The organism is Paenibacillus sp. AN1007 (assembly GCF_040702995.1).
GTDB lineage: Bacteria > Bacillota > Bacilli > Paenibacillales > Paenibacillaceae > Paenibacillus.
The window spans coordinates 6099967-6116147 of sequence record NZ_CP159992.1 but is presented as its reverse complement, the minus strand read 5'-3'; the positions used below and the strand labels follow the sequence as shown (position 1 = coordinate 6116147).

The following is a 16181-nucleotide window of genomic DNA, read 5'->3' as shown; positions in this document are numbered from 1 at the left end:
GCCATAAGAACTCTATAACTAAGGGACCACTCACAGTTACAACGGCGTAGCTGGTTGAAACGGCAATGAAGCCTGTTTTGCAAATTCGGAGCAAAGGGATGCGTATGTGTACGCAGTCCTCCGAGGCATAACAGGCTTTTTCGATTTTTCAAGGCGAGACTGGGCTTTAAGCAGTATACAGAAATGGATCTGAGGGGGCTAACTACAATGAGTACAACGAAAAAACTGGTGCTGGTCGGCAATGGTATGGCGGGAATCCGTACCTTGGAGCATATTCTGAAGCTTGCTCCGCATGCCTATGAGATTACCGTCTTTGGCGCAGAGCCGCATCCAAACTACAACCGAATCATGCTGTCTTCCGTTCTGGCAGGTGGAACATCTATTGAGGATATTGTGATTAACGACTGGAGCTGGTATGAAGATAACGGTATTCATGTCTATCCAGGTGATCCTGTGGTGCACATCGACACAGTGCGCAGAGAAGTTGTATCTCAAAATGGCGTTCACGCATCCTACGACGAACTGATTATGGCAACAGGCTCGCAGGCATTCATTCTCCCTCTTCCAGGTGCAAACAAAGAAGGGGTCATCGGGTTCCGGGACATCCAAGACTGTGAAACGATGATGGCAGCATCCCAAAAGTATCGTAAGGCGGCTGTGATCGGCGGCGGACTGCTCGGCCTGGAAGCCGCTCGTGGACTGCTGAACCTGGGCATGGACGTGACTGTCATTCATATTAACGGACATCTGATGGACCGAAATCTCGATCTGCCCGCAGGATTAATGCTTCAGCGTGAGCTGGAGGAGCAGGGCATGAAGTTCCTTTTGAACAAACATACCGAAGAGATTACAGGCAAAGGCCGTGTTAAAGCACTTCGTTTCACCGACCAAACCGTGCTTGAGGCAGATTTGGTGGTGATGGCCGTCGGTATCCGTCCTCAGATTGAACTCGCTCGAAACAGCGGCCTCGACGTTAACCGCGGGGTCATCGTGGATGACTATATGCGTACCAGCATTCCGGGGATTTCGGCTGTCGGGGAATGTGCTGAACATCGCGGCATCGCTTATGGTCTCGTAGCTCCGCTATATGAACAAGGCATGGTTCTTGCCAAACGACTTGCGGGTGCAGCCACGGAAGGATACACAGGATCAGTCACTTCAACCAAGCTGAAGGTTTCGGGAGTCGATGTATTCTCTGCCGGGCAGTTCAAAGACTCGCCAGATACACGCAGCATTCGCATCCAGGATGATGTAGACGGTGTGTACAAGAAAATGGTGATCAAAGACGGTCAGCTCATCGGTGCCGTGTTGTTCGGTGATACGACCGATGGCGCATCCCTGTTCTCCTTGATTAAAAGCGGCGAAAATATCAGCGGTCGTGAAAAAGAAATTCTGCTCGGCATGCCTTCCGGTGGTTCCGGCTCCGGCCCGTCTGCAGCAGAACGCATGGCTGCCATGCCGGATGATGAGATTATCTGCGGTTGTAACGGTGTAACGAAAGCAGCTGTCGGCGATGCCGTTCTCAATAAAGGATGCAATACGGTCGGTGCTGTCAAATCCTGCACAAAAGCTTCAGCTTCTTGCGGCGGATGTAAACCAATCGTGGAGTCACTGCTGACGTATTATGCGGGAGATAACGTAGGCGAGCAGACCAAAGAAGGCATCTGCGGGTGTACTTCGTATGATCGGGATGAGATTGTAGCACAAATCAAGGAGATGGGCCTGAAAACGGTCAAAGAAGTCATGAATGTGCTCGGCTGGGATGAGCCAGAGGGCTGTTCCAAATGCCGCCCTTCCCTCAACTACTACCTTGGCATGATCTGGCCGACAGAGTATGAGGATGAGCGGGTGTCCAAATTCACCAATGAGCGTTATCACGCTAACATCCAGAAGGACGGTACCTACTCCGTTATTCCGCGCATCTATGGCGGTGTAACCTCTCCGGCAGAACTGATCAAGATCGCAACAGTTGCAGAGAAGTACGACGTGCCTATGGTGAAGTTTACAGGCGGTCAGCGGCTCGATCTGCTTGGCGTGCAGAAGGAGAACCTACCGAAGATTTGGGAAGAGCTCGACATGCCTTCTGGATTTGGTTATGGCAAAGCTTTACGCACAGTAAAAACATGTGTAGGTAATACGTTCTGTCGTTTCGGCACACAGGATTCGATTGAGATGGGCATTCGTCTGGAGAAGAAGCTTGACAAGATGGTGGCTCCAGCCAAAGTGAAACTGGCGGTCTCCGGATGCCCGCGGAACTGTGCGGAAGCAACCATTAAGGACCTGGGTGTCGTCGCGATTGATGGAGCATGGGAGCTCCATGTCGGCGGCAACGGAGGTGTTAAAGTTCGTGCAGCCGAGCTTTTATGCACGGTGAAGACGGACGCTGAAGTGGAAGAGTGGACGTATGCTTACCTGCAGTACTATAGAGAAAATGCGAGATGGAATGAGAGAACAGCGGCATGGATTGAACGGGTAGGTCTGGATCACGTGAAGCAGGCTCTGGCCGAACGGGATGTACGTCTCGCACTGGTTGAGCGTCTGGAAGTGACACTGGGTCACACGGTGGATCCTTGGAAAGAGATTATTGAAGATGAGAAATTGCGTAAAAACTTCACCCCACTGTCCGGTGCAGAACCGGTAGCTCACTAGAAGAGGAGGATCAGCGATGAGTAAATTACGAATTGGGCATCTGGCCGATATTGACGAAAAAGGGGCTCGAACCTTTCTGGTCGAGGATACCGAAATTGCAGTCTTCAAGCTGAGTGACGGCAGTCTGCATGCCGTGGAGAATCGCTGCCCACACAAAGGCGGCAAGCTATCGGAGGGCATGGTCTGCGGCACAGCCGTTCACTGCCCGCTGCATGACTGGAAGATCGATCTGCGGAGCGGCAGAGTGCATGAACCGGACGACGGGTGCCTGAACACATATAAAACCGAAGTGGATGGAACCAGTGGAGATATCTATATTACAATTGCAGGTTAGCAGAGCAATGGGGAGCAAAACAATACTATCGGATGTGGGTTTTGGATGAGGACCTCGGATGATAATCTTGGACGATGGTCTTGGATGCTGGCCTAAATCTTAATGGGTATTATTGGCTAACTCCAGATAGTCGACCTGACAGAAGGAGGGGCGCACGATGGATTTCGTTAAACCTGCAGAAGTACTGCAATCTATGGTTGACATTGGTGAGCACAAAACCAAAATGAATCGGACACAAACACTGACCAGTGGAGACACGGTCATGAGCCGGGGGATGGTAAGTATCATTGGTGCTGGCCCCGGAGACCCCGAACTGATTACAGTTAAAGCCCTGAAACGGATTCAGGCTGCTGATGTTATTATGTACGATCGACTTGTCACAGATGAATTACTTGCTGAGGTGCGGGTTAATGCCCTTCGCATTTACTGCGGCAAAGCTCCTGGTCTTCACTCCATGAGTCAGGAGATGATTGGACGTATGCTTGCGTCACATGCGGCGGAAGGCAAGCGAGTCGTTCGCCTCAAGGGCGGCGACCCGTTCATCTTCGGCCGCGGCGGGGAAGAGGCTCTGGTGCTTGCCGAGTCCGGTGTCCCCTATGAGATCATTCCAGGTATCACCTCGGCTGTAGGTGCGTCTGCTTCATCCCTGATTCCGCTTACGCATCGCGGGGTCGCTTCTTCTTTTGCCTGCGTGACTGGAACCGGCAGTGATGGATGTATATCTACTGTTCGCTGGGATCTGCTTGCACACAGCGTAGATACGCTTGTGATCTATATGGGAATCAGTCAGCTGCCGCTGATTCAGCAGGAATTATTTCGTCATGGCAAAGCCGGAAATACTCCAGCCGCATTGATTGAACGCGGAACGACAAGTGAAGAACGAATCGTTACAGGCACGCTTGCCGAGCTGCAGACACTAGCTGCCGTGCATCGCATCTGTAATCCAGCTCTAATTATAATTGGCGAGTCTGTGCTCATCCGGGAACAGCTTCTCCAGATGCAGCGCGCTGCAAGTGCTTCAATGACGGGTTAGGTTGAGCCGGGTTATGACGTTGGAACAAAGTGCGCTTCATACGCATTTACGCATCATGCATGAGATGTAGTGTATCTATACAATTGTTAATGAAGCACCAAAAATTCAATCAAACAGCATACGCTCATGCATCGTTCGACCCTTCTGCCCTGGTTCAATCAGCAGACGGGTCGGTTTGATGTTGATCAGAGCTGTCAGCTGTTCCCCCATATAGTGTGCGGAATATTTGAACCCGGACTCCGCCCAGTGCATAATAACGCCCACGGTTGCAGATACGAGATAACTTAACATAATGTCATAATCAATGACCTGCTCGCTATCTTCAATGACCAAAATGAAGTCTTGGGTAAGGTAATTACGGAATACATTATTGATTCTCAAGGCCATGTCCCCATGCATCGTCATCAAAGCCCGGAATTGATCCTGATGTGTCTCAATATATTCAAAAACAGGCATCGTTGAAGGCAGCAATCCCGTCATGTCCACCTCGGTAAGATTGGCATAAGGTCCAGCATATGCCTGTCCCAATCCCTGCAGAAAATCATCCAGCAGGAACTGCAGCAGCTCTGGTTTGCCGGGAAAATGTAAATAAAACGTTCCCCGATTATAATCTGCCCGTTCCGTAATATCACGGATGGTCAGGGCATCCGCTCCCTTTTCCAATATTAGGGACACCGCCGCAGCGATGATCGCATCCTGCGTTCTTCGTGCTCTCCGATCCTGAGGGTGTTCACTAATCAACACTTTCGCCTCCTTTGTCCATTATTGTAACCTAAATGAACAGCGCTTACATCTATGTTCAATAGCTGACATTTGCGCTGTCAATGATTATTGTCACATGTTTATGTATATCTTAACATTAAGACAGGAAGAAAAAACGACAGGTTTTCACCTTCTAGAGATTACCTGCCCACTATATATAATAAGGAGACGATTCAATCATGAGTACATCCTATACACAAACTGCCGTTATTACAGGTGCTGCCGGAGGTATTGGTAAGGAGCTTGCACGCCGCTTGGCTGAACGAAAAATCAATCTGGTCCTCGTTGACTTGAATGAAGAAGCGATTGCAAAAACGATTGCTGCATTGAACCTTGATCAAGAACATGTCATTGCAGTCAAAGCCAATGTATCCGATGAAGCTGATGTTAAAAATTACGTGCAAAAAGCGCTCGATGCGTTTGGGCGTATTGATTACTTTGCAAATAATGCCGGTATTGAAGGCCCAACCGGTCTGATTGAAGACCTGAGTGTAGAAGCACTCGATACAGTATATAACGTCAACATTCGCGGGGTATTCCTCGGGCTGCAAAACGTCATTCCTGTCATGAAAAAACAAAAATCCGGTGCAATCCTGAATACCTCATCCCTTGCGGGTCTGATGGGTGCCCCGGCTGTATCTCCATATATTATGTCCAAACATGCCGTTGTTGGTCTCACACGTACCGCTGCCAATGAACTGGCACCGTTCAACATTCGGGTAAATGCTGTACTGCCAGGCACCATCAATACTCGTATGATGCGTCAGATCGAAGCCAACTCCGGCAACGTAGAAGACTACCAATCCGCTACGGTATCCGCCATTCCAATGGGCCGGTACGGTGAACCGGAAGAAGTCGCAGCCGTGATGAACTTCCTGCTATCCGAAGATGCATCTTACGTGACCGCGTCCCTCTACACTGTAGACGGCGGCATGATGGGTCAGTAATAGGATACTACCGACCGTGCCAGCATAAGGACAGGCATATAATAAAATTATAATGGTAAACAGCATATTAGTAACAGAAACATGCTTCTGTTACATGCATAAAGCTAAAAGACCTCAACAATATCGATAAGGAATTCCCTTATGTGAAGTTGAGGTCTTTTTTCTTATATGCAACAGCTGCACTCTCATCCGGAGCTGACTCAATACGCTAACGATCACCACGGGCCTTATTTCGGCCATTTCAGCACATTTCCTAATCTAACGATCACCAGGAACCTTATTTCAGTAAAAAACACCCTATTTTCATCAAAAATGACCCTCTACTCCGAAAATAACGTCTCTCCTGATCGTTAGGTTTAAAGAGATCCGAAAAACACCGAAATAGCGTCGCTGGTGATCGTTAGAATTTTGGTGCACGGTTAAAGACCTATTATTTCTAGTTTACTCCATCGTTCGTTACTTAATCCAAAACGTTCGTTGCCTAACCCCAAAACTTTACCTAATCCACATAACCTGCATGACCCTTGTCCATCAAGTAATCCATTTCAGCATCCAGAATGCTTTCTACCGTCAGTTCGTCAAGCTTCACGTCTTTGCGGCTCAAAATGTAATCGGCAAGATCGTCTCCGTCAATATCCACATCTTTACCTTTTGCATTCTCATGCGCCTTGTTGATGTAAGCCTGCTCATGCTTCAATACAAGTTCAATGTTTGCTTTACTTGCCCTGGTTTTGCCTGAGATATATTCCATCATTTCCTGCTCATTAACTGCATTGTTGTCTGCCACGTTAGTCATCTCCTTGGTTATCCATCTTGCTGTCATTGTAGCATAGGTTAACCCACAGCAGGCAGAACTTATGCCCAAGCCTCTGAAAATGAGCTTAGCCGATACTCCCACCGGACATCCTCATAGACTTAGCCTTCTTAACAGAGCCCCCTTGGCTCTTTTACGATAACCGTACGTAAAACGCTGCCCCCTCGCCCACGACACTTTTGGCGTAAATCTCTCCCTTATGCTGCTCTACAATAGACTTGGCAATCGCCAGACCCAGACCATGCCCGCCGTGTTTACGCGCTCTGGATGAATCCGTGCGATAGAAGCGATCAAAGATCCGTTCCAGATACTCTGGTGCGATCCCTTCCCCCGTATTGGAGATGGTCAGCATGATATCGTGGTTCTGCTTCTGGAGCGTAATGTTCACGGCCCCCTTTGGCCCGGAATATTTCACGGCGTTATCGAGCAGGATTAAAATGACTTGTTTGATCTGCTCCGGATTCCCATGAACCATCAGATTGGGATCAATGCTGTAATCAAGGGCGATATTTTTTTCAAAAATCACAGCTTCCATCGGTAAAATAATACTTTCTACTGCATCACTCATATTAAATTTGGTATGCATGAGAGTGGAACGTGAGTCGTCCATCTGAGTCAGATACAGCAGATCATTCGTTAGTCCAGACATGCGTTCGGTTTCCGACTTGATATAGTGCAGCCATTTGGCCTGATTTTCAATCGTGTCCTCCTGATTCGCCAGCAGGACATCGGTATTCGTATTAATGATCGCTAGCGGCGTTTTCAGCTCATGAGAAGCATCGGCAATAAATTGTTTCTGTTTCTCAAACGCTTCACGCACAGGCGCAATCGAGCGATTGGCAAAATAACGACTTAGGAAATAAATCACCACAAACATAATCAGCCCCACCACCGTGAACGTGTAAATCAAATTGGTCAGGATGCCCTGCTGCGCCGTTACATCCATGAATACAATCATGTGCCCATCCCCGCTAGGATCAACCACATAGGCCCAGTCCGTACCGTTCAGTGCGAATTGTCCAGTCCACCGATTACTGTCACCTTGGCCGGTTTTCTCCTGGTCTACTTTTTGTAGCGCTTGTGTGTAAAAAGAGTCCTCCATATCAAACCGCGAATGGGTGTCGGTTATCTTCCACTCGTTATCGGTCTGGATCATAAAAGAAACCGACCGGGCAGGAGGTGCACTGGGATCTCCACCCGGTCCTCGATACCCACCAAAGTTCCCACCGTTCATGCCGTTGTTGCCCCCGCCCCTACCCGGAGAAGAGGGTACAGTTGCCGATCCTGAATTCGCTCCTTCGTCAGCATCGGAGCCAGTACCTGAACTAGAACTTGAAGTAGAACCTGTATCCGTTGTTACTCCCGACCCCGAGTTCGTTCCCGTTCCTGTTCCTGCTCCCGCTCCCTCACTTTCCCCTTCACCTCGTGACTGTTGAGCACCCAAACCAAAGGGGCTATGGTAGAAATCGGACACCTTGTACAGCTCCATATTCGTTTCGCGTTGCACATTCTGGTACGTAATGGTGTAGATCGTTACAAAGGCCACCAGCATCATAATCGAGATCGACACCAGATTGACAATCAGGAACCGGTTACGGAGTTTGTTAAACATCAGCTCGTCACCTCAAGTACGTATCCTACGCCCCGAATCGTATTAATGCGAACAGCCGAATTCAGGAAGATTAGTTTTTTGCGTAAGAAAGAAATATAAACCTCCACGTTGTTATACTCGACATCCGAGTCGAATCCCCATAATTTCTCGATGATCTGCTCTTTGGAGGTGATCGCTTGTTTGCGGGTGATCAGCAGTTCCAGCAACTCGTTCTCCTTTAGATTTAATTTGATCTCCTTGCCCTGTGCACTCAGCTTCAACTGCGTGGTATTCAGTTCGATATCACCAAACTTTAATCCATCCTCAGGGATCAATTCCCCTTTACGTCTCAAGGCTGCCCGAATCCGGGCAAGCAATTCTTCCGTGGCAAAAGGCTTCGCAATATAATCATCCGCACCATAATCGAGGCCGGATACTTTGTCCGACAATTCCCCTTTTGCTGTGAGCAGAATAACTGGCGTATGGTTCCCTTCACCGCGCAGCGTTTGCAGCACCGTTATGCCATCCATTTCCGGCATCATAATATCCAGCAGTAACAGGTCGTAGATGCCGCTCTGCGCATAATCCAGTCCTGATCTTCCGTCGTGGACCATGTCCACGGAATAATTGTTTTTTTTCAAAATCTGCGATACGGCTTCTGCCAAATGAACTTCATCTTCCGCTATCAAAATTCTCATGATCTATTCATCCTCTGCTCCCGATGGTTGGTATGTTCTTATTCTATCAACTAAACCTTGAATCAACCTTAATTGGAACTCATTAAGAGCAGCAGCAATCAGGAAGATTAATCCGTCGTCGGAATCCGTGTGTGAATCCTCCATTTAACAACTATATAGATGAAGGGAAAGAAATGTTAACGCCATGTAAAACGATTTAAGATTCATTCAAGGTTGCTTCGCTAAGATACAGACATGACAGCAGCACACAACATACCAAACATCATCAAAACATACACCAACTTATCCATACCCGAAAGGACTGAACCATCATGGCAATTGAAGTATTCAACCGATATGAGAGCAAGTACCTGCTGACCGATGAGCAATACCAGCATTTCTACAACGATCTGCTCCACTACATGGAACTGGATGCCTACAACAAAAAACATGAGTTTTACTCCATCAGCAATCTGTACTTCGATACACCGCAGGATTCACTGATTCGAGCGAGTCTATCCAAACCGAAATACAAGGAAAAGCTGCGCTTGCGAGCCTACGGCGTACCTGAAGAGAATGCGAAAGTGTATCTGGAGATCAAAAAGAAAGTGTTCGGCCTCGTCAACAAACGCAGAACGGCGCTGAAGCTGGATGAAGCCTATGATTTTGTTCGCTCGGGACAAGCGCCCGAGCTGGCCGACTACATGAATCCGCAGGTGCTGGAAGAGATCAAATATTTTCTCCGGCTCTATGACCTTGAGCCCAAAGTGTATCTGGCCTACGAACGAAAAGCATTGTTTGACAAGAACAGCCGCGATCTTCGCATTACCTTTGACACCAACATTCGCAGCCGTAGATACGATCTGAAGTTGGAACAAGGAGATTACGGTGAACCGCTGGTGAAGGACGGACGGTGGCTGATGGAAGTCAAAGCAGAGAAAACCGTTCCGATCTGGCTGTCCCAATTACTGTCGGAGCACAGGCTGTACCGAACCGGATTTTCCAAATACGGCAATGAGTACAGACATCTGGTGAGAACCACCAATCTGAATTATCAGACGGAACGTGAGCTTATGCCGGGTACAGATTTCAATCCTAACGATGCGGCCCCGGTTACTTCACAAGAGAAATTAATTAGAGAAAGAGAGCGTGCACTCTATGCTTGATGCCCTTTTCAGCTCCGCCCTAGACGATTCAACCTTGAGTTTCAGCAGTGCTGTCATCACGATCGGACTTTCCATTCTCCTGGGACTTATCATCAGCCTTACCTATATGAAAACCAACCAGGCCACCTATTCACAGAGTTTTACGCTGACTATGGTTGTGCTTCCCGTGATCGTTGCCATCATCATTCTGCTGATCGGCAGCAACATTGCCCGAGCATTCAGCTTGGCGGGAGCCTTCTCCATCATCCGTTTCCGCAGCGCACCTGGTGATCCGAAAGACATTGCTTACGTTTTGTTCACGATGGCAGCCGGTCTGGCCTGCGGTGTAGGTGCCTTTGGTTACGCCATTCTGTTCACCGTTATCCTGTGTGTGCTGATGTTTGTACTGAACCGATTCAACTTTGGCGGGAAAAAGAGTCAGCAGAAGACGCTCAAGGTTACCATTCCCGAGAATTTGAGCTATGAAGAAGCTCTGAACGAAGTATTCCATCATTTCAATGTCCCATTTGATCTGAAAAAAATCAGAACGACCGAACTCGGCAGCCTCTATGAACTGGTCTATAATGTCACGATTCACGAGAGCGTGAATCAGAAGCAATTTCTTGATGCGATTCGTACACGGAACGGTAATCTGGACATCTCGTTGACGATGAGTCCAACGACAGAATATTAAACTTGGAACGTTGGTTTACTCACTTGTTCGATAGACCCCATTTTGATTTGGAGAGGAACGATATATATGATGAAAAAAAATGCTCAGAAACGTAAAAACATGATGACAGGCAGCAAACTGTGGTCCATCGCCATGATTACCAGTCTGCTCGCAGCATGCAGTGCTCCGACAACGACAAGCAGCACAGCAAATGCAGCCGTCTCCACAACAGGAACTACTAAAATCGTATCCGTCAGCGAGTCTACGTCCGTGAAGTATGCCGATCTGGTATCACTCGATGCCGATGATACGAATGTCAGCTGGACTGAAGCGGATTCGACCATGATCAAGCTGAGTGGGACTATGGCAACTGTAACCGGTTCGGGTGCAAAGGCAGCAAACGGATCAGTTACGATCTCCGAAGCAGGCACTTATGTGTTGAGCGGTGAGCTAACCAACGGCCAAATCGTGGTCAATGTCGCCGATAAAGGCGTGGTACATCTCGTGTTGAACGGCGCAACTATTCATGACAATGACAGTGCAGGAATCTACATTCAAAAGGCAGGCAAAGCGGTGATTACGCTTGAAAAAGGAACCAAAAACGCCGTTTCCGACGGTAAAACATACGTATATACCGACAGCAGCACCGATGAGCCAGATGCGGCCATCTTTAGCAAAGCTGATCTTACGTTTAACGGTGCAGGTCAATTGACCGTTACAGGCAGCTATAATGAAGGAATCACAAGCAAAGATGATCTAAAAATCATCAGCGGTACAATCAACGTCAAAGCTGCCGATGACGGCATCAAAGGAAAAGACATGGTTGCCATTCAAGCAGGCACCATTACTGTCGAGGCAGCAGGAGACGGTATTAAATCAACCAATGATACCGATGCCAGCAAAGGATTTGTCGCAATCGCAGACGGTACCTTCAACATCCAGAGCGGCAGCGACGGCATTCAGGCAGAAACCGCACTGGTCACCGATGGCGGTACGTATAACATCGTGACAGCCGGCGGCAGTGCGAATGCACCAGCCAAGGTTGAGCAGGGTCCCGGAGGAGGCATTGGCTTTGGCAGAAGCCGTGGCGGCTTCGGTGGTGATGATGCAATGAATGGCGGTACGCCTCCGACCGATATAGGTACAACGCCAGACGGTGAACCGCCTGCTGATATGCCAGCGATGACAGATAGCAATGGCTCGAACACAGGTACACAAGCAGATGCAGGTACGAGTACGAATGCATCCAGCACTGAAGCAGAGGAAGCGTCCATAAGTGCCAAAGCACTTAAAGCAGGAACCGATCTCAGGGTAAATGGCGGAACATACACGATTGACTCTATGGATGATTCCCTGCACAGCAACAGCAATGTGACAGTAAACAACGGAACCTTCAAAATACAGTCCGGAGATGACGGCATTCATGCCGATCGGTTGCTGACCGTTAACGGTGGGACCATCACCATTTCGAAGAGTTACGAAGGACTCGAAGGGGCAATTATTACCCTGAATGATGGGGATGTAGACGTAACGGCATCAGATGACGGTGTGAACGCCGCTGGCGGTGAGACAGAAACGGCTAATACAACAGCCGAAGCCTCAACAACGAGCAAAGCAACTACTGGAACAACAGAATCCACTTCAACAACCGGCACGGCGACACAAGGAACAGATGCAAGCCAGCAAAACCGTGGCCCTGGCGGTATGGCAGGCAAATCATCCAGCAATAACGAGCTTCACATCAACGGCGGCTCCCTAACCGTAAATGCTGGCGGTGACGGCCTGGACGCCAATGGCTCCATCACAATGACGGGCGGAACGGTTATCGTGAATGGACCAACGAATAACGGTAACGGTGCGCTGGATTATGACGGCACATTTGTAATCAGCGGCGGATATCTGGTGGCTGCGGGAAGTTCTGGCATGGCGCAAGGTTCTTCCGATGCTTCAACGCAAAATACAATTGTGATGACCTTCCCTGAGACAAAAAAGGCTGGAACGCTGGTTCATGTTCAAGACAGCAAAAGCAATAACATTCTGACATTTGCACCTGCAAAAGATTATCAAACTGTAGTGGTCAGCTCGCCTGATCTCGCAAAAGATGGATCTTACGTCATCTTCTCTGGCGGAACATCGACAGGCAAAGCAGTAGATGGACTCTATACTGGCGGTACCTATAGCGGAGGAACTCAACTTGCTGCATTCCAGTCCACAAGCAATGTAACTTGGGTGAATGAATCGGGCGTGACAACAGCCCGCTCAGGAATGGGTGGTTTTGGCGGCGGCAATGGAGGTGGACAAGGCGGATTCGGCGGTGGAAGAAATCGTTCGCAATCCGGTACATCTACAGACACAACGGGTTCGACAAGCACAACAGGAACTACGGATTCGACAAAGTAACTGAATATGCAGATTGAGTCAAGGGCAAACCTGCCCTGACCTGCGCAAATTTAAAAAGTCCGGCTCTGACTTCACAATCAAGGTGAAACTGGAGCCGGACTTTGCTTGTTTTTCTTATGGGGAAAGTAGACCACACAACAGGAACCTGTCAACCTAACACGAATATGGATATATAATATAAATTGAGCTTTGGCTGGTTTTCGGTTAACTGCGGCTCGCAGCACAGGTGAGCATACCTTATTTATTCAAGATATGAAGGGAGTTCGATTGAGATATGATAGCCCCTGTTACACATCAACCTGAAGGGTATGAATGTCCATTCTGCAGTATTTGGGGAATCGAGCAGCCGAATCAGGGAACCAAGCGAGAGGATATTATCTATCAAAACGAGAAAGTCACAGCTTTTGTAGCGAAAAAATGGTGGCCTAACAATAAAGGACATATCCAGCTGGATAACCTCTCTGGAGATCGTTAACAGGAGATTGATTCAAAATCGCTGACAATTAGAACGTGAGGCATGATCATCTACTGTCTTCCCCAAATATAAGGACGGTCAATTCTCTCTAGGGGTTCGCTTCCTCTCCGGTTTGGAAGAGTCATACTTATAATAGGAGGATCATAAAAATGTCATATCCATTCGACTGCATTACCGAGTTTATGTTCTTCGAAACCAACATAGAAACCGCTGATGTGATCCTGATTCCTGGGGGGAGCCATCCGCAGTTGATGGAAAGTGCGGCTGAGCTGTATCATTCAGGTTTTGCACCTTACATCCTGCCCTCAGGCGGCTCAACACCAAATGTTCCAGCAACAGAATGGGAATTTCTTCGCGACACCGGAATAGAATTAGGTGTACCCGAAACAGCCATTTTACGTGAAGATCAGGCTGCAAACACCTTTGAAAATTCAAGATTCTCGAAGAATGTCCTTCAACAAATGGGGATTAAACATGCTAAAGCGATATTAGTTTGCAAATCACACCATGCACGCCGTGCCTTACTGACGTATCAGACTGTTTTTAACGAGACTTCTTTCTATGTGAAACCTGTAACAGATAAGAGCGGGATTACCAAAGACAATTGGTTCTTTGATGATAAGAAAATTGCTCCCGTGATGAAAGAGCTGACCAAGATAGGCCAATATTTTGCTCATCATATACCGAATTGGGTGAACCCTCCAAGCTAATGGTACATATTCGTCTAACCATGCCGCCAGCGCACAGCTATATGCTCGCTTTCTGGGTAAACCAACCGTCAGCGCAGCAGGATTTTCTCCGAAAACACCCTTTTACACTAACACCTGAGCTGTGCGGATGTTTTCTGTTTTCTAATCCTGCTCTACACGAAACATCTCAAAAGGCATACACATACACCTTGGTTCGCAGGGCATCACGGCAGGTGATTACACGCAGCGGTTCTTTGCCTGGCAGTGCAAAACAGACGCTGATCACCTTCGCACCCGGCGGCAGCTCACGTTGGAACTTGTCCTCGATCCGAGTCATCGCACCCGGAAACAGATAACAAATCACACAGTCAGCATGCGCATAGGAGCAGGTGTAGATGCTGCCGCGAATGAAGCGCAGACGCCCTTTCAACGAATGCTGTCTCCCTCCGGCACGGCGGAGCCATATACTGAGCCATGTCAGCCCTTGAGAAGTCCACAAGGGAATGAGTGAATTTTCGATGCCGGTCAATCTTTTGCCCGGACAATGCTTCACCACATCCATACCAAGTGTCCCCCACCCCGAGCCGGCTTCGATAATATCAGCATAACCTGATATGCGGTTGACCTCCTGAATCACCACCTGCCTGACCGGGCGAGAGGTAGGCATGGGTGAGATTCCATTCTGCCAGCTTACCACGACAATCCACACAACTGCGATTAGCGTCAATACAGCGATGAGCCACGGAATATATTGAATAATCATCATGCCCTCATCATAACAAAGGGAAGCTTCGGCGGTCTATGATCGCGCGATAGCTTCCCTTTGTCTGTTTTTTTTAATTCTAATCACCGTGATCGTCCTGATCATCCCTTTAATCCGTCTCGCCAACATGAGACTTCATGTATACACCCTTTTTGTACACGGATTTAATCGTAAAATGAATACCAAGCTTGCGATTCGTGCGATAAATCAGCGAGTTGATTTCGTCGATACCTACCGGCTCACTCTCCAGCATGCTGCGTTCCGGCCACACCTGAGCAATGATCTGCTCTCTCGTTACAAAATGGTCCAGTTCACTGTACAGCAGCTTGAACAGTTGGTACTCTTTTTTGGATAGCGGAATTTCGTCCTCGTTCACCTGCACTGTCTGCAGGTGGTCCTGCAGACGTACACCCTCGCCAAGCAGATCGGATAAACGATATTCTCTCGTTTCTCCCAGATCGCCTTCCACCCGAAGGTGGATCAGACCGTTAACCAGTGTCAGGCTGTCCCCTTCGCCAAACGGGTATTTCTCATATGGAACGAGACGCTGCCCGTTGAGTTCGGTTCCATTTTTGCTATCCAGATCCTCGACCCAGAGCTGTTCTTTCGTGTCATAATGAATGCGGCAGTGCTGCTTCGATATCATCTGATTATAGATGGACAAGTCCAGTTCACTAACACCTGTGTAGCGCCCCACCGTAATCGAGCGGCCTTGGCTCACAAAAGCGAATGAACCATCGCTCTCCTGTCCCGGCGTACGAATGACGATTTTTGCCGTCTCCCGCATGTTATTCCCCACCTTTGATGTCACTCAATCTCTATCTTTTCATTCGATACTGATAAATTCATCAGATTTGTTCCATTGTTTGCATGTTTGACATTTCATATAGTGATATACAGGACCACCACAGATTTAAACATACATGACTTACCCTATTACTATACCAGACGTTGTGCTTTTTTTCTCATAACAGCCGTACGTAAGAACGCTTTAGCTTATTCAACAAGAGAGGTATTTCCCATGAAGAAAAAAAACATGTTGATATATATGCTGCTCGCTTTTGCTCTATCCATCACCCTGACCATACTGTCTCGTGTGAGTGATAATGGCGGTGAAGTACCACAAGGTACAGCTGCCTCCGAGGTTTCATGGCTTCAAACGAACAACCACCCTTAAAAACAGCAGCTTATTTATTATAAACGCGACTCTGAAGCAAAACGTTTCACGA

The 16181-nt window shown here is 48.2% G+C and carries 16 protein-coding genes; 10 read left to right on the top strand and 6 right to left on the bottom strand.

Annotated elements, in window-relative coordinates; all coding sequences use genetic code 11:
* Positions 1 to 207: 207 nt before the first annotated feature.
* The 3 genes from nirB to cobA all read left to right on the top strand — a co-directional run bounded on the left by nirB (position 208) and on the right by cobA (position 4016).
* Positions 208 to 2649 carry a nitrite reductase large subunit NirB gene (gene nirB, locus ABXS70_RS27440; protein WP_342553363.1) on the top strand — a complete coding sequence of 814 codons (2442 nt, stop codon included), beginning with the start codon at positions 208 to 210 and terminating at the stop codon, positions 2647 to 2649.
* 16 nt (positions 2650 to 2665) lie between these two features.
* Positions 2666 to 2983 (top strand): nitrite reductase small subunit NirD, encoded by a 318-nt coding sequence (gene nirD / locus ABXS70_RS27435; protein WP_342553364.1) that lies wholly within the window; start codon positions 2666 to 2668, stop codon positions 2981 to 2983.
* 157 nt (positions 2984 to 3140) lie between these two features.
* On the top strand, positions 3141 to 4016 hold the full coding sequence (gene cobA, locus ABXS70_RS27430; RefSeq protein WP_366292457.1) for a uroporphyrinogen-III C-methyltransferase: 876 nt from the start codon (positions 3141 to 3143) through the stop codon (positions 4014 to 4016).
* A gap of 105 nt (positions 4017 to 4121) precedes the next feature.
* Here cobA and ABXS70_RS27425 read toward each other — a convergent pair whose 3' ends face one another.
* The gene (locus tag ABXS70_RS27425; RefSeq protein WP_342553366.1) at positions 4122 to 4757 is read right to left on the bottom strand and encodes a TetR/AcrR family transcriptional regulator; all 636 of its coding nucleotides are present in this window, start codon (positions 4755 to 4757) and stop codon (positions 4122 to 4124) included.
* Positions 4758 to 4957: 200 nt separating this feature from the next.
* On the opposite strand from ABXS70_RS27425, the gene ABXS70_RS27420 reads away from it, so the two are divergent.
* Positions 4958 to 5725, top strand: coding sequence for an SDR family oxidoreductase (locus ABXS70_RS27420; RefSeq protein ID WP_366292453.1), 768 nt, complete (start codon positions 4958 to 4960; stop codon positions 5723 to 5725).
* Positions 5726 to 6224: 499 nt separating this feature from the next.
* On the opposite strand, the gene ABXS70_RS27415 is transcribed toward ABXS70_RS27420, so the two are convergent.
* The 3 genes from ABXS70_RS27415 to ABXS70_RS27405 form a co-directional block, all read right to left on the bottom strand.
* Positions 6225 to 6521, bottom strand: a complete 297-nt coding sequence (locus ABXS70_RS27415) for a hypothetical protein (protein WP_342553368.1) — start codon at positions 6519 to 6521, stop codon at positions 6225 to 6227.
* Positions 6522 to 6672: 151 nt separating this feature from the next.
* Positions 6673 to 8151 carry a HAMP domain-containing sensor histidine kinase gene (locus ABXS70_RS27410; RefSeq protein ID WP_366292450.1) on the bottom strand — a complete coding sequence of 493 codons (1479 nt, stop codon included), beginning with the start codon at positions 8149 to 8151 and terminating at the stop codon, positions 6673 to 6675.
* Positions 8151 to 8828 carry a response regulator transcription factor gene (locus tag ABXS70_RS27405; protein ID WP_366292447.1) on the bottom strand — a complete coding sequence of 226 codons (678 nt, stop codon included), beginning with the start codon at positions 8826 to 8828 and terminating at the stop codon, positions 8151 to 8153. The genes ABXS70_RS27410 and ABXS70_RS27405 overlap by 1 nt, the downstream gene beginning before the upstream one ends.
* A 311-nt stretch (positions 8829 to 9139) precedes the next feature.
* Here ABXS70_RS27405 and ABXS70_RS27400 point away from each other — a divergent pair, with 311 nt between their 5' ends.
* The 5 genes from ABXS70_RS27400 to ABXS70_RS27380 all read left to right on the top strand — a co-directional run bounded on the left by ABXS70_RS27400 (position 9140) and on the right by ABXS70_RS27380 (position 14210).
* On the top strand, positions 9140 to 9973 hold the full coding sequence (locus ABXS70_RS27400; RefSeq protein ID WP_342553371.1) for a polyphosphate polymerase domain-containing protein: 834 nt from the start codon (positions 9140 to 9142) through the stop codon (positions 9971 to 9973).
* Positions 9966 to 10646, top strand: coding sequence for a DUF4956 domain-containing protein (locus ABXS70_RS27395; protein WP_366292442.1), 681 nt, complete (start codon positions 9966 to 9968; stop codon positions 10644 to 10646). Before ABXS70_RS27400 ends, ABXS70_RS27395 begins: the two co-directional genes overlap by 8 nt.
* 66 nt (positions 10647 to 10712) lie before the next feature.
* A complete protein-coding gene (locus ABXS70_RS27390) occupies positions 10713 to 13025 on the top strand; it encodes a carbohydrate-binding domain-containing protein (protein WP_366292439.1) in 2313 nt (770 codons plus the stop codon).
* Between the two features lie 274 nt (positions 13026 to 13299).
* Complete coding sequence (locus tag ABXS70_RS27385; protein ID WP_342553374.1) at positions 13300 to 13500, top strand: hypothetical protein; 201 nt, start codon at positions 13300 to 13302, stop codon at positions 13498 to 13500.
* Between the two features lie 149 nt (positions 13501 to 13649).
* Positions 13650 to 14210 carry a YdcF family protein gene (locus ABXS70_RS27380; RefSeq protein WP_342553375.1) on the top strand — a complete coding sequence of 187 codons (561 nt, stop codon included), beginning with the start codon at positions 13650 to 13652 and terminating at the stop codon, positions 14208 to 14210.
* Positions 14211 to 14376: 166 nt separating this feature from the next.
* On the opposite strand, the gene ABXS70_RS27375 is transcribed toward ABXS70_RS27380, so the two are convergent.
* Together ABXS70_RS27375 and ABXS70_RS27370 are read right to left on the bottom strand one after the other, a co-directional pair.
* A complete protein-coding gene (locus tag ABXS70_RS27375) occupies positions 14377 to 14955 on the bottom strand; it encodes a class I SAM-dependent methyltransferase (protein ID WP_342553376.1) in 579 nt (192 codons plus the stop codon).
* A gap of 106 nt (positions 14956 to 15061) precedes the next feature.
* Positions 15062 to 15739, bottom strand: a complete 678-nt coding sequence (locus ABXS70_RS27370; RefSeq protein ID WP_366292434.1) for an FHA domain-containing protein — start codon at positions 15737 to 15739, stop codon at positions 15062 to 15064.
* 234 nt (positions 15740 to 15973) lie between these two features.
* On the opposite strand from ABXS70_RS27370, the gene ABXS70_RS27365 reads away from it, so the two are divergent.
* Positions 15974 to 16129 carry a hypothetical protein gene (locus tag ABXS70_RS27365; protein WP_366292431.1) on the top strand — a complete coding sequence of 52 codons (156 nt, stop codon included), beginning with the start codon at positions 15974 to 15976 and terminating at the stop codon, positions 16127 to 16129.
* Positions 16130 to 16181: the final 52 nt, after the last annotated feature.

Excerpts from the sequence above, each read along its gene's own strand:
- nirB (WP_342553363.1), top strand. The coding sequence starts at position 208 with ATGAGTACAACGAAAAAACTGGTGCTGGTCGGCAATGGTATGGCGGGA.
- nirD (WP_342553364.1), top strand. The coding sequence starts at position 2,666 with ATGAGTAAATTACGAATTGGGCATCTGGCCGATATTGACGAAAAAGGG.
- cobA (WP_366292457.1), top strand. The coding sequence starts at position 3,141 with ATGGATTTCGTTAAACCTGCAGAAGTACTGCAATCTATGGTTGACATT.
- ABXS70_RS27420 (WP_366292453.1), top strand. The coding sequence starts at position 4,958 with ATGAGTACATCCTATACACAAACTGCCGTTATTACAGGTGCTGCCGGA.
- ABXS70_RS27415 (WP_342553368.1), bottom strand. The coding sequence starts at position 6,521 with ATGACTAACGTGGCAGACAACAATGCAGTTAATGAGCAGGAAATGATG.
- ABXS70_RS27410 (WP_366292450.1), bottom strand. The coding sequence starts at position 8,151 with ATGTTTAACAAACTCCGTAACCGGTTCCTGATTGTCAATCTGGTGTCG.
- ABXS70_RS27405 (WP_366292447.1), bottom strand. The coding sequence starts at position 8,828 with ATGAGAATTTTGATAGCGGAAGATGAAGTTCATTTGGCAGAAGCCGTA.
- ABXS70_RS27400 (WP_342553371.1), top strand. The coding sequence starts at position 9,140 with ATGGCAATTGAAGTATTCAACCGATATGAGAGCAAGTACCTGCTGACC.
- ABXS70_RS27395 (WP_366292442.1), top strand. The coding sequence starts at position 9,966 with ATGCTTGATGCCCTTTTCAGCTCCGCCCTAGACGATTCAACCTTGAGT.
- ABXS70_RS27390 (WP_366292439.1), top strand. The coding sequence starts at position 10,713 with ATGATGAAAAAAAATGCTCAGAAACGTAAAAACATGATGACAGGCAGC.
- ABXS70_RS27385 (WP_342553374.1), top strand. The coding sequence starts at position 13,300 with ATGATAGCCCCTGTTACACATCAACCTGAAGGGTATGAATGTCCATTC.
- ABXS70_RS27380 (WP_342553375.1), top strand. The coding sequence starts at position 13,650 with ATGTCATATCCATTCGACTGCATTACCGAGTTTATGTTCTTCGAAACC.
- ABXS70_RS27375 (WP_342553376.1), bottom strand. The coding sequence starts at position 14,955 with ATGATGATTATTCAATATATTCCGTGGCTCATCGCTGTATTGACGCTA.
- ABXS70_RS27370 (WP_366292434.1), bottom strand. The coding sequence starts at position 15,739 with ATGCGGGAGACGGCAAAAATCGTCATTCGTACGCCGGGACAGGAGAGC.
- ABXS70_RS27365 (WP_366292431.1), top strand. The coding sequence starts at position 15,974 with ATGAAGAAAAAAAACATGTTGATATATATGCTGCTCGCTTTTGCTCTA.